Genomic DNA, 12537 nt, shown 5'->3' on the forward strand with positions numbered 1-12537 from the left:
GAGCAGCGGCGAAGTCCTCATCGGCACCGGCAGGGCGAAGGCGAAGCCCTCGCCCTGCACTGGAACGACGTCCACCTCGACGACCCGGTGCTGTACGTCCGCCAGACACTGTCCAATGTGAACAACACGACACCCGTGTTACCACACCCAAAACCAAACCAGCCTCGACTGGATCCGACTCTCATCCCGGGTCACCGCCGCTCTGCAGCGACAAGCCACCCGCCAACAGTACGTCTTGCCGCCGTGCCGGACCAAACCCTTGCTCTTGACGCTGACGATGTTGCCGTTGATCCAGACCGAGCGTGGCGGGATTTCCGTGCCATCAACGACCACGGGCTTGTCGGTGAGATTGACATCCTTCCACCGCACCGCCACGGCTTCGCCGATGCAGCAGCCGGTCCCGAGGAGGAATCGGACCAGGTCCGGGAGATCCGACCCGCTGTAGTAGCAGCTCTCGACGACAAACCTGTCCATGACCACGAACAGCCGACTCCTCTCGTCCGTGGTGAGCGTGCGGACCTTCCGCGGACGGCCCTCGATCGGGCTGACCTCCCGCACCGGATTGCTGCACGTCAATGCGCTGCCCCCGGATGCGATGAGACTAGGCCGGCGTGGTGGAACTACGTCGGCGGACAGCCTCGACGGACATGCTCCAACGCCTGCCGCCAACGGCTGTATCGGCACAGAAACGTGAGTTCGGCGGTTGCAGGTATACCGTGGCAGTACCTGGAGATCCGATGACGCCACCAAGCGGAATGGGCCGACTTCATCGCTGCCGCCGAGGAGGCCATCTTCCGCAAGCACACGTGCCCAAGCACGGCTGACGCCGTTCAGGGCCCGTCGACGCGCAAGCGCTCGATCTCAGCTGTCCACTCGGCGATCGGCAGGCCGGCGATCGCCGCGCGCTCCGCCAGCGCTATCGCGTGTCTGAGTATTTCCACGAGCTCGCGCGCGTCGCGCAGATCTCGCGTCACCGCGAATGCCTGCCGCGCATGGCCGGCCATCTCCACCAGCAGTGGGGCCGCGGCGGCAGGGTCGCCCGAATTCAGCTTTTCCTCCGCGTGCAGCCCCAGCATGAAAGCAAGCCGGCTGTGATTGGCCGAGTCGTACGGGCGCCTCTCCGCCTGACGCCTGCGGACCTCTATGACCCGCTCGCCCCAGATCTGCGCTTGGTCGTACCGCCGAGTGGTCGCCATGAGCTCGGCCTTGCCGAAGTATGCCTCGCAGACCAGCTCGACGTCATCGGTGTCCGGCTCCTCGCCGTTGCGCACGAACGGGAGGATGCGGTCGATGGCCTTGGACAACTCCGTGTCCGTAGCCGCAAAGTCTCCGCGGTTGCGGAGAATCTTGGCGTCGAGCAGCGCGACCCGGGCGGCATCGCGAAGGTCGGCCTCGTCGTGTACCGCCCCTGCACGGAGACGTCCTTCACGTGCGCCACGCTCTTCCTCGCCATGTCTCGGGCGTCCGCGAAGAGGTGGGTAGTGCCCGAGCAGAACCTCGCGCTCCACCGGGCTCTCGCGCATTGACAAGTAGCCAGAGCCGAGCAGCAGCCGCTCCAGCGCGTCATGGCCGGTCTTGAACAGCCGCAGATGCACGTGCTGATGACGAGCCTCGCCGGGTAGTGTCGCCGTGACCTCGATGTCTAGGTCGGTCTTCTCCGAATCGACCAACACGCTGGCACGTCGCGTCTGATCGTGCAGGATGACCTGGAAGCACGCCCGGTTCCCCGCCAGCTCGGCCAGGGACGGCAGCTCAAAGTTCCGGCGCAGATTGAGTCCTCCGGGCGTCCAGTCGGCCCCGTCGAGCTCGAAGTGAAACTGGGCGGGGTCACCCGCGAAGGCCGGCGCCATAATCGCCTGGCTGAGCGGCGCGACCCGTTCCATCCAGCGCATCTTCCCGTCAACCTTGGCCTGGCCGGTACGGAAGTCACGACGCGAAGGCTGCTCGAACGCAAACTCGACCGGCCAGGTCGCAGCGTCCTCCCGAAAGTGCGCGAAGAAGAAGGACACCGGCGGGGTGAAGAGGTTGCCCTGCTCCACGAGAAACCGGATCTCCAGTGTTTGTGACGCCGGGATCGCCCCCGGATTCAGCGCGATGCCGACCTCCCGGATCGGCTCTGTACAGACCCGCCTGAGCTGCTCGGCGATGTCCCGCATCGCCTCCGACGCAGCGAGCACCTGCTCACGCTCGGCGAGCATCCGGCGGAGGGCTTCGTCGATTTCCCGGCCGGATGCGACCTCGTTGCCGAGGAGCGCCCGGAGGATCTGCAGGCCCACGTGCTCGGTATCGATGCCGTCCTCCGCGTCGATACACGCCAGTCCGTCGAGCTGGTCAGGAAGGTCGCACGGACGAAGGATGATCGGTAACAGCCGCTGCCCACCCGCGATCGCCTCATCCAGTTCGAACCGCACCCACTTCGAGGCAACCGACGACGGGGACAGCAGCACGCAGATCAGATCGGACCGGTGAAGCGCGTCGACAAGTTCGGTATGCAGCCGCCCTGCGGGATTGATGTCGAAGACGTCGAGCCAGACCTCGCATCCGTGCCCAGCGAGCAGGTTGCGAAGCACAAGAGCGTCGGCTCGGTCGTGCGAGGCGTAAGAGACGAAAACCCTCGAGTCCTGGGGCACCGTGGCAGTGTTGCGCATCTTGCACCGCCACGTCCACGACGCATCGGCACCTTAGGCCCGTCCCGGGCAGTGGCCGCGGTTAAGCCCCTCGGGGTAGTAGGGGCTGGCACCGTTCGGTGCCAGCCCCTACTACTCAGTTTCATTGGGTTGGTCGGCGGCTTCATCGTCGTCAACATCCTGCGCTGACCACAGCCCGCCACGAGGTCTCGGCGGATGAACAGCACGCACGGCGTGCTTCTCGACGTGGGCACCAGGCAAAACGACACCACTCTGTAGTCCTGGCCTGCCCTGGAATGAGCCTGCATGACCTGCGCCTGCCAATCGGCACGCCCAAGCGGCAAGGCATGGGCCGACATACTCGCCGAAGACAGGTCAATGCTGCCCATGGTCGACCAGCCCGCAACGATCAGGACGCCGTACCCGAACCTGCCGGCACCAGGTCGCTCACCTGCCTAGCCTGGCCACACACCGCACCGCTGACCTTTACCCCGGCAGCGCTAGATACGACGCCCGAGACACCTTTGCCGTTGCCGACGCCACCCGTGTCGCCCGGGACACCCGGCCGTCATCGACGGCCCTGGTTCGAATCAGTTGCGGTAGAACCGGGTCTGCACGTCGCCGGATTTCGTGATCCAGGCGTATTTCACGGAATCGGTGCTGGGCGCGGCGAACTCGCCGCGCGGGTCGAGGGCGATGAGGCCGCCGTCGCCCTCGACCCGCACGACCCGGTCGATCGCGGCCTGCGCCGCCGCGGCCACGTCCAGGCCGCGGTGCTCCATCTGCACCGCCACCTCCCGGGCGGCGTTGGCCCGGATGAACGCCTCGCCCTTGCCGGTGCCCGACACCGCGACGAACTTGCTGTCCGCATAGGTCCCCGCGCCCGCGATCGGGGAGTCACCGACCCGTCCGACCATCTTGTTGGTGAGCCCGCCGGTCGAGGTCGCGGCCGCAAGTTGGCCGCGGCGGTCGACCGCGACGGCGCCGACCGTGCCGTGCTCCTCGGCCTTGATGCTCGCGGCGTCCCTCTTCGCCGCCATCAGCGAATCCCAGCGCCGCTGCGTCCAGTAGTAGTCCTGGGTCGCGGTTTCCAGGCCCTTGGCCGCGGCGAAGTCGTCCGCGCCCTCGCCGACGAGCAGCACGTGCGGGGTTTGGTCCATCACCAGCCGGGCGGCCTTCACCGGGTTCTTGACGTTCTCGACGGCGGCCACCGCGCCGACGTCGAGGGTCCGTCCGTCCATGATGGCCGAGTCCAGCTGGTGTTCGGCGTTCTCGTTGAACACCGCGCCGCGTCCGGCGTTGCAGAGCGGGTTATCCTCCAGCACGACGACCGCGGCCTGTACGGCATCGACCGCGCTGCCGTTGCGGTGCAGCACAGCGTAACCGGCGCGCAGCGCCTCCTGGAACATGCGCTCGTACTCGGCTCCGACCTCGGGTGGCGTCGTGGTTCGATCCAGCGCGTCTGTTCCACAGTGGACGGCCAAGCTGACGTCGTCGGCCGCCGCCCCGGATTCAGCCCAACCAGTGCTAGCGCTCACCGCCCCGAGCACCAGCACCGGAACTGCAAGAACACTGCTCACCACAGTCCAAACACGCCGTCGCATCGTGACTCCTCCTCGGTCGCGTCCTGTCGCCAGCTACTCGAACAGATCACGACCCGTCGGACAAGATCACCGCACCCGACACCAACCGAATGCCGCAGCCACAGCCTCGCGTAATTACAAAATGTGTTACACCCGGTTCCGCGGGAACACTCAACGTGCGCACAGACGGAGCCACGGAGACGGCGCTTACGGAGTCGCCGAGCGATCTTCCGCTGCGATTCGAGTACGCCTAGGCGACGCGGCGTTCGACGGAGGGGACCGCGACGAAGAGGGTTCTGGTGTAGTCGTGCCGCGGGTCGAGCAAGACCTCTTCGACGGCGCCGAGGTCGACGATCTCGCCGCGGTACATCACCGCCACTCGATCGGCGATGTTCCACGCCAGGCCCAAGCCGTGGTTGATCACCAGGGTCAACAGCCCGCGCTGCACGCGAAACCCCAGCATCGCCGCACTCGACCCGCGCAGCGTCGCGCACGTGATCGGACAGACGACACCGACGGCGCCACCCGATCCATCATCGGCGCCATCTGGCACCTGTGCGCCTGGGTGCACTCCGAATTGCTGCGGCTGGACGCGGACCACCGGCCGCCGCCGAACAGTCTGGTCAGCCACTTGTCGAGGAGCGGCAGGACGTCATCTTCGGGGACCTGCACAGCGGTCGCTGACAGTCCCGCTGAAGCGGCTGGTATCGCGCGAGGCGGCACCTGCACGAACCCCTCTCGGGCCACGGCCCTCGACGCGTATCTCGAGGACCGTGGCACCGCGTGCGGTTGGGCGAGCTCCGGGTCAGACTCGGTCGGCAGCGATCAGGAGGTAGTGGAAGCTGCCCTCCCGGTAGGCGGTGAGGAAGGGGTCTTCGATGCCCGTTGCCACCGATGCCTTCGCCCGGAGTTCCCAGTACGGGATGGTTTGGGCGGTTAGGTCGATGACGTTGATGGGGATCAGGTTGTTCGCGGCCATCGCCTTGAAGTACTCGCTGCGCGGGTGGATGTTGCAGGTGTAGTGCTCGTCGATGCGACTGACAGCCTTGGAGCGCAGGCCGGTCACGTCGTTGGAGCAACCGGTGATGCACACGTAGCGGCCGCCGTATTCGAGCAGGCGGGAGAACTCGGCGAACAGCTCGAACAGGTCGACGTACATGGTGGTTTCGTTGGTCCAGATGCCTCGCCGGGAGGCTGTGCCGAAGCCGGTGTCGAGCATGTTGCGGAACTGGAACCGCACGCTCTCGGCGACTCCGAGGTGTGCGGCCTGGTTGTTGGCGAACTCGACCTGGGCTTCCGAGATCGTCACGCCGTCCACCTGGCAGCCGAAGCGCTTATGGGCCATGACGCTGGTGCCGCCGCGCCCGGATCCGGCGTCCAGCAGGCGGTCGGACGCGGCGATGTTGCCGAGGTGGTCGAGCAGGAAGTCCGCCTGGGCGGTCTCCAGTCTGTGCATCTCGTTGATGATCGCCTCGTCCCGGGTGCTTTCCGGCAGCTCCAGAACGCCGGGGTCGTAGTGACCGATCCCGTAGTGGTGGTGGTAGATGCCGTCGATGTCGCCCAGCCGCAGGTTCACCGGGTCTCGCTCCCGGTTCCAGTACTCAGCGACGGACTTCTGGTAGTTGGTGCGCAGAACCGGCTTCGTGGTCGAGACGGCGGTCATTGGTGTTCCCTTCGGGTTGTGCGATCTGGGCAGCGGAGCCAGTTCGAAGTGGACAGTTCCGTCACGTCGCCGCGCTGGTAGCGACCCGTGGTGGCATGCCATTCCCGGCTGCCGCCGAGCCAGGCCCAGGTGTCGAGGAAGAACCGGCGGAGTGCCGGGGAACCGACGGCGGAAAGCGCGGCTGCCTCGGCCACGAACGCGTGCATCAGCTCGTTGTGGATCTCGACCGTGCGCTTGAGCGCTTCCCGGTATGAGCAGTTCTCCTCGCGTGCGATCACCCGCGGTAGGTTGAAGTCGTTCTCCGACTCGAAGTCCGCCGAGTGCAGGTCGTTGAGCAGCACGTTGGCGTCCCCGGCCATGGTGAACGCGTGCCGGACCCGTGGGTGGTAGAACTCCGTCGGTGACAGCTCGTAGCCCGCGACCGCGTCGACCAGGATCATCGGCGGCAGGTAGCTGTTGAGGTGGCGTTGCACCAGGTATTCCCAAACTGGTGGAGTGCGTCCGTTGGCGTGCCAGTCCGCCTCCTGGTTCCACGCCACGAAGAGGATCGACATCTGGTGCTGGAACCGCGCCATTTGGGGCACCGAGGCGTAGCGGGCGAGGTGTTCCATCGCGGTGCGGAAGGCAGTCGCGAGCGGTTCCTGAGTTCGGTACTCGTCGAGCTGCGGCGCGTACTGCGCGGCGAGTGGGGCCGGGTCGACCACGGCGTGCAGCTTGGCCAACCGGGAACCGACGATCTTCGGGTCGGCACCCAGCTCGACCTCGTCGATGAAGTAGTCATCGGTGGCCCACTCCGCGACGACGCACTTGGCCGCTGCCAGCAGGCGGTCGGGGTCGTCGGTGCCTGGGTGCGCGAGCGTGATCAGCCGCCCGAAGCCGTACTTGGCGAGCTTGTCCAGCCGCCCCGGGTAGATCCCGACCTGCTCCGCCCACTCGACCAGCCGGTCGTCGACCTCCTGGCCGAGCGCGGGATCATCCCGCATCGGGCCGGGGCAGAACAGCTCGGGCATGCAGTCGTCCTCGGCTCGGTCGCCGCCGGTTCGCGGTGTCGGCGTGCCGAGGCCGGTGGGTGCCGACCGTGGGGATGGGACGGGGGCATCGGCGGGCAGGTGGGGGAACCGCAACGCGGCGGTGCCCGGCCCCGTGGCGAACCGGCGCACGCTTGCGAGCCGCGCGGGCTCGCCGCGCCCGTCGTCGGTGAGCAAACGAGATAGGTCGACGGGCGGCGCTCCCGCCATGCTGGTCAGCAAGGACATCGCCAACCCGCTGGGGTCGCTGGTGGTCCGTTCGCCGGTACCGGACATCTGTGCTTCCTCTTTCCTGCTTTCAGTGATCGCGGTGCACGACGAGCCTGGCCAGCGCGATCAGCTCTGATTCGGCCGTCTTTTGCGGTGCGGCGGATTTCAGTTGGCGCAGCGCGCTTGTCAGCTCGGCATCGGCCTGGACTTGGCTCCAGCGGCGCCCACCCGTCTCCGCTACGAGAGCCGCCGCGCGGACGAGATCGCGGTGGGTCTCGGGGTTGCCGCGCTGGAAGAGCGCGGCGAGTTCGTGGCCCGCGGGGGTGTCGGAGGTCAGGGCGTATACCACCGGAAGGGATTTTTTGCGGTTCCGCAGGTCGGAGTAAACCGGCTTGCCGGTGACCTCCGGTGCTCCCCAGATCCCGAGCAGGTCGTCGGTGTGCTGAAACGCGAGCCCGACGTGCTCGCCGAACTGCCGGAAGTGTTCGACCTGTTCGGCTCCGCCCCCGGCCATCAGGCAGCCGAGGGCGGTGGCGCACCCCATGAGGACTCCGGTCTTGCCGCGTGCCATCGCCGCGCAGGCATCGAGGTCTATATCGGACCGTCGCTCGAGGTCCAGGTCGGCGCATTGCCCGTCGAGGAGATTTTGGACGGCGTCGCCGAGTATCCGCAGTGCTGGCAGCACGGCCTGGGAATCGCCCTTGGACAGCACGTCGCAGGCCAGCATCTGCAACGCGTTGCCGGTGAGGATCGCGTCGCCGACCCCGAAGACGGTCCACGCCGTCGGGCGGTGGCGCCGGGTGGCGTCGTTGTCGATCACGTCGTCGTGCAGCAGCGAGGAGTTGTGGACCAGCTCCACCGCCACCGCTGCCGGCAGAGCAGCCGGTAGGGCATCAGCGGCCGCGCGGGTCGCTTGCGCGGTCAGCAAGATCAGCGCGGAGCGGATCGCCTTGCCGCTCGAGGCCGCGCCGCCGGTGTTGCCTTCGCGGTCCCACCACCCGAGGTGGTACCCGGCGATGCGGCGCGTCGAAGCGGGTAGCAGCTCTACGGCGGCGCGCAGCGCGGGCTCGACCAGGAGGCGGCAGTCGGACAACACCTCGTCGGCGCTCCTCGTGCCGGCTTGCGCGTCGGTGGTAGCCAAGGTGAGTTCTGCTCCGTTCACTGCGGTTTCGGGGTGGCTGCGCCGAGAGAATCCTTCGGTCACATCGCGATCCACTCCCTTCACCGTCCGATTTGGACCGATTCGAGCACGCCCAGCGCATCGGGGACGAGGACCGCCACGGAGAAGTAGACGCTCACCAAGCAGCACACAATGGCCTTCTCGGTGATCCCCATGAACCGCACGTTCAGGCTCGGCTCGTACTCGTCCGGGATCCCCGGCTGGTGCAGTCCGATCACGCCCTCGTCGTCGAGGCCGGTGCGCATGCACAGGATCGAGGTCGTGCCGTGCTCGCTGACCGGAATCTTGTTGCAGGGGAAGATCGGAACGTTTCGCCAGGTCATGACCGGGCTGCCGTCGATCTCAGTGGTGTTCGGGTAGACGCCGCGCCGGTTGCACTCGCGGCCGAACGCGGCAATGGCGCGCGGGTGGGCCAGGAACAGCCGGGACTTCCGGCGGCGGCCGAGCAGGGCGTCCATGTCGTCCGGCGTGGGCGGCCCGGACCGGGTCTGCACCCGCTGCTGCGGAACGACGTTGTGCAGCAAGCCGAACTCGGGGTTGTTGATCACCTCGTGCTCCTGCCGCTCGCGGAGGGCCTCAACGGTCAACCTGAGCTGCTGCTCGGTCTGGTCCATCGGGGCGTTGTAGAGATCGGCCACGCGGGTGTGCACCCGCAGCACGGTCTGGGCGACGCTGAGCTCGTACTCCCGCGGCTGGAGCTCGTAGTCGACGAAGGTCGCCGGCAGCACGATCTCGCTGTGGTGTCCGGAGGACATCTCGATCAGGGCTTCGCCGCGCTTGTTGGTGGCGGGTTTGGGAGCCGCCGCGCGGGCTTGGACGTGGTCCCGCAGGGAACCGTAGGCCTCCTCGATCCGGTCGATCGCGGCGCGCGGCAGCTCCAGCACGGTGCATGCCGTGATCGTCCGGTAGGTGAACTCCCAGTGTCCTTGCCGACCGGCGAGCGCTCCGGCACCGAAGAACTCGCCGTCGGCCAGCACATCGATCACGACATCGTCGTCGTACTCGCCGCTGCGGACCTTGTTGACCTTGCCGTGTGCGATGACCACGACCCGGTCGGCCGCCTGCCCGGCTCCGGCGATCACTTCGCCCGGCCCGAGTTCACGTTGACCGAACTGGTTCGCCAGCTCGGTCAACGCGGCCTCGTCGGCGAATCCACGCAGCAGCGGCAGTTCGCACAGCTCCTGCGGGATGACCCGCGCACGCTGCCCTTCCGTGGTGATGCCGACCAACCCGTCGCCGACGGGGTAGCTCAATCGGCGATTGACCCGGTAGGCCCCTGCGGTGACCTCCTCCCACGGCAGCCGCCGCAACAGCCACCGCGGAGTGATCCCCTGCATCTGCGGCGTCGACTTCGTGGTGGTCGCCAGGTTGCGCGCGGCCGCCCTGCTGAGACTCAGCTGCCTCGGCTCATCGGCCGCCGCGTCCGGCTCCAGCACACCCGTCATGACTTGAGACCTCCGAGAATTACCGAGCCGACCGCCCCAGGGGCACAATCGGTTAATTGCGCCGTCGACCTAGTTTTCCCGACCGAGTTCAACGTGATCGAGAACGGCCAATGCGTCGGGGGTGAGAACCGCGACCGAGTAATAGGCGCTGACGAGGTAGGAAATAATCGCCTTTTCGCTGATGTTCATGAAGCGCACGGAAAGGCCCGGCTGGTATTCGTCGGGAATGCCAGTTTGGTGCAGCCCGATTACACCCTGCTTCTCCTTGCCCGCCCGCATCAGCATGATGCTCGTGGTCTGATTCCCGCTGATCGGGATCTTGTTGCAAGGGAAGATGGGCACGCCGCGCCAGGCGGGAACCTTGTGCCCGTTGACGTCCACGCTGTCCGGGTAGAGGCCCCGCTTGTTGCACTCCCTGCCGAACGCTCCGATCGCCCGGGGGTGGGCCAGGAAGAAGGTGGGTTCCTTCCACACCAGCGAGAGCAGGTCGTCCAGGTCGTCGGGGGTGGGCGGACCGCTGCGGGTGTGGGCGCGCTGCCGTAGGTCGGCGTTGTGCAGCAGGCCGATCTCCGGGTTGTTGACCAACTCGTGCTCTTGGCGTTCCCGCAGCGCCTCGATGGTGAGTCGGAGCTGCTGCTCGACCTGGTCCATCGGCTGGTTGTAGAGATCCGCGACGCGGGTGTGCACCCGCAGCACGGTCTGGGCGACGCTGAGCTCGTACTCCCGCGGCTGCGTCTCGTAATCGACGAAGGTGCCCGGGATGTCGGGCTCCCCGTCGTGTCCGGAGGTCAGGTCGATGGCGGCCTCGCCGTGCTCGTTCTGCGCCTTGTCCCTGGTGGCCTGGAACTTCGCCAGCTGCTCGCGGATCGCCTCGGACTGGCCGAGGACCTCGTCGAACGCCTGCTGCCGCAGGACCAGCACGGTGGTCGGGGTGACCGCCTTGATGGTGTACTCCCAGATGTCCGTCCGGCTGGCCAGCGCCTCGTCGCCGAAGTGATCGCCGCTGGCGAGCACATCGAGCACGGTCTGATCCCCGTACTCGCCGGGGCCGATCTTGTTGACCTTGCCGTGGGCGATGAGGAACGACGAATCGGACGGGTTGCCGAACTCCGCGATCACGTCGCCAGGCTCGTACTCGCGCTGTTCGTACCGGTTCGCCAGCGCGGCGAGCGCGTCGTGGTCGTTGAAGCCGCGGAACAGGGGCAGCTCGGCGAGTTCCGCGGGGATGACGCGGATAGCGGTCCCGACGTTGGTGAAGGTCACCCGGCCGTCGCCCGCGTTGTAGGTCAGCCGCTGGTTGACCCGGTAGGTGCCACCCGCAGCCTGCTCCCACGGAAGCAGGCGCAGCAGCCAGCGCGACGAGATCGCCTGCATCTGCGGCACGGACTTGGTGGTCGTCGCTAGGTTGCGCGCAGCCGCCGTGCTCAGGCTCAGTTGCTGCTGCTCCGTGGTTTCGGCTCCCGCAGGAGACCCCGTTGAATCGGCAATAGTCACGAAGAACACCACCATGAATAGAACGGGTAAAAGAGTGAGCGAGAAATGGAACGCAACAACCAGACAGCCGCGCACGGCCACTGGAAGCTATCGGTTTTGCACTTGAATCTGATCGCACTGTCAAGGATGACGCTAATTGCTCAGGACCACATGCCGCCAGTCGAAGCAGAAGTATCCGCCAACTAGGTGACGCTCAGTAACTCCACGGTAAAATCGATTCTAATACGATGAGGTACTCCGGCGAAAAATCCTCGGAATTCGACGCCGGGGTGGCGGCATCCAGTCAACGTTCTGCGGTCTGTTGCCCGGCCAGAAACCTCGACCTGTTGATCTTCGGTGGGTGTGCTGGGTGGAGGGCGTGTCGGTCGCCTGCTCAGCTTGTTCCGCGTCCAGGGCACGCTTGCCTCCTTGAGGATTTCGTTGACACGCTTAAGTTCCGCGTTTTCCTTCCGCAACCGGCGAGGCTCTTCGGCCTCGCTGGTGGTCGGCCGGTCATCCCGCTGGCCACGATCGGCTTCGTCCTGACGGATCCAGTTCTGCAACGCCTCGGGATGCACACCCAACTGTTCAGCCAGACGCTGTCAACGGCGGCCGAATGTGGATCCGGCTGCGGCGGCTGAAAACGGACCCACCCCCTTGGTTGTTGATGTTTAGTCGTTGGTCTTGGTGGCTGTGGGGACGCGACCGAGGTCTTCTCGGTCTTTGAGTCGGTAGCTGTCTCCTTTCAGTGAGATGACTTCGGCGTGGTGGACGAGGCGGTCGATCATGGCTGCGGCGACGACGTCGTCACCGAAGACCTCGCCCCAGCGGCCGAACGGCTTGTTGCTGGTGACGATCAGGCTGGCTCTCTCGTAGCGGGAAGAGACCAGTTGGAAGAACAAGTTCGCGGCCTCGGCTTCGAAGGGGATGTAGCCGACCTCGTCGATGATCAGCAGCGGGATCCGGCCGAGTTTGACCAGTTCCTGTTGGAGTCGGCCGGCGTGGCTTGCCTCGGCAAGGCGGGCGACCCATTGAGCTGCGGTGGCGAAGGAGACCCGGTGTCCGGCCTGGCAGGCGCGGATGCCCAGCCCGATCGACAGGTGGATCTTGCCGGTGCCGGGAGGCCCGAGGAACACTACGTTTTCTTTTCCTGCAATGAAATCCAGTGTCCCGAGATGCGTGATCGTGTCGCGTTTCAGGGAACGCTGGTGGTCGAAATCGAACTCCTCCAAGGACTTCCTGCTCGGGAACCGGGCGGTGCGGATACGTCCCTCACCGCCGTGGGACTCGCGAGCGGCGACCTCGCGTTGCAGGCAAGCGGCCAGGAA

11 protein-coding genes are annotated in these 12537 nt (G+C 66.4%); all 11 read right to left on the reverse strand.

The genetic code is table 11. The features are described 5' to 3' along the window. Positions 1-138: 138 nt before the first annotated feature. Complete coding sequence (locus tag BLW84_RS45055; protein ID WP_093278773.1) at positions 139-558, reverse strand: site-specific integrase; 420 nt, start codon at positions 556-558, stop codon at positions 139-141. A 272-nt stretch (positions 559-830) separates the two neighbouring features. Beyond that, positions 831-2630 carry a toll/interleukin-1 receptor domain-containing protein gene (locus tag BLW84_RS45060; RefSeq protein ID WP_177227066.1) on the reverse strand — a complete coding sequence of 600 codons (1800 nt, stop codon included), beginning with the start codon at positions 2628-2630 and terminating at the stop codon, positions 831-833. A gap of 587 nt (positions 2631-3217) precedes the next feature. Further along, positions 3218-4231 carry an isoaspartyl peptidase/L-asparaginase family protein gene (locus tag BLW84_RS45065; RefSeq protein ID WP_093278776.1) on the reverse strand — a complete coding sequence of 338 codons (1014 nt, stop codon included), beginning with the start codon at positions 4229-4231 and terminating at the stop codon, positions 3218-3220. A 229-nt stretch (positions 4232-4460) separates the two neighbouring features. Further along, on the reverse strand, positions 4461-4673 hold the full coding sequence (locus BLW84_RS45070; RefSeq protein WP_093278777.1) for a hypothetical protein: 213 nt from the start codon (positions 4671-4673) through the stop codon (positions 4461-4463). Positions 4674-5015: 342 nt separating this feature from the next. Next, the gene (locus tag BLW84_RS45075; protein ID WP_093278779.1) at positions 5016-5873 is read right to left on the reverse strand and encodes a geranyl diphosphate 2-C-methyltransferase; all 858 of its coding nucleotides are present in this window, start codon (positions 5871-5873) and stop codon (positions 5016-5018) included. Further along, positions 5870-7177 (reverse strand): family 2 encapsulin nanocompartment cargo protein terpene cyclase, encoded by a 1308-nt coding sequence (locus BLW84_RS45080; protein ID WP_177227067.1) that lies wholly within the window; start codon positions 7175-7177, stop codon positions 5870-5872. The genes BLW84_RS45075 and BLW84_RS45080 overlap by 4 nt, the downstream gene beginning before the upstream one ends. A 22-nt stretch (positions 7178-7199) precedes the next feature. Then, positions 7200-8252, reverse strand: coding sequence for a polyprenyl synthetase family protein (locus tag BLW84_RS45085; RefSeq protein ID WP_093278785.1), 1053 nt, complete (start codon positions 8250-8252; stop codon positions 7200-7202). An 80-nt stretch (positions 8253-8332) separates the two neighbouring features. After that, positions 8333-9736, reverse strand: coding sequence for a family 2B encapsulin nanocompartment shell protein (locus tag BLW84_RS45090; RefSeq protein ID WP_093278780.1), 1404 nt, complete (start codon positions 9734-9736; stop codon positions 8333-8335). 69 nt (positions 9737-9805) lie between these two features. Next, the gene (locus tag BLW84_RS45095) at positions 9806-11230 is read right to left on the reverse strand and encodes a family 2B encapsulin nanocompartment shell protein (protein ID WP_245761832.1); all 1425 of its coding nucleotides are present in this window, start codon (positions 11228-11230) and stop codon (positions 9806-9808) included. Between the two features lie 182 nt (positions 11231-11412). Continuing rightward, on the reverse strand, positions 11413-11805 hold the full coding sequence (locus BLW84_RS50620) for a transposase (RefSeq protein ID WP_093278783.1): 393 nt from the start codon (positions 11803-11805) through the stop codon (positions 11413-11415). A 75-nt stretch (positions 11806-11880) separates the two neighbouring features. Beyond that, positions 11881-12537, reverse strand: a 657-nt coding sequence (istB, locus tag BLW84_RS45105; protein WP_093267681.1) for an IS21-like element helper ATPase IstB, incomplete at its 5' end; no start/stop codon positions are given.

The sequence above is a fragment of the Saccharopolyspora shandongensis genome (assembly GCF_900106995.1).
Taxonomy (GTDB): Bacteria; Actinomycetota; Actinomycetes; order Mycobacteriales; family Pseudonocardiaceae; genus Saccharopolyspora; species Saccharopolyspora shandongensis.

What these genes read in the sequence shown, in the direction of transcription:
- BLW84_RS45065 (WP_093278776.1), bottom strand. Translation starts at nt 4,231, where the DNA reads ATGCGACGGCGTGTTTGGACTGTGGTGAGCAGTGTTCTTGCAGTTCCG.
- BLW84_RS45070 (WP_093278777.1), bottom strand. Translation starts at nt 4,673, where the DNA reads ATGCTGGGGTTTCGCGTGCAGCGCGGGCTGTTGACCCTGGTGATCAAC.
- BLW84_RS45075 (WP_093278779.1), bottom strand. Translation starts at nt 5,873, where the DNA reads ATGACCGCCGTCTCGACCACGAAGCCGGTTCTGCGCACCAACTACCAG.
- BLW84_RS45080 (WP_177227067.1), bottom strand. Translation starts at nt 7,177, where the DNA reads ATGTCCGGTACCGGCGAACGGACCACCAGCGACCCCAGCGGGTTGGCG.
- BLW84_RS45090 (WP_093278780.1), bottom strand. Translation starts at nt 9,736, where the DNA reads ATGACGGGTGTGCTGGAGCCGGACGCGGCGGCCGATGAGCCGAGGCAG.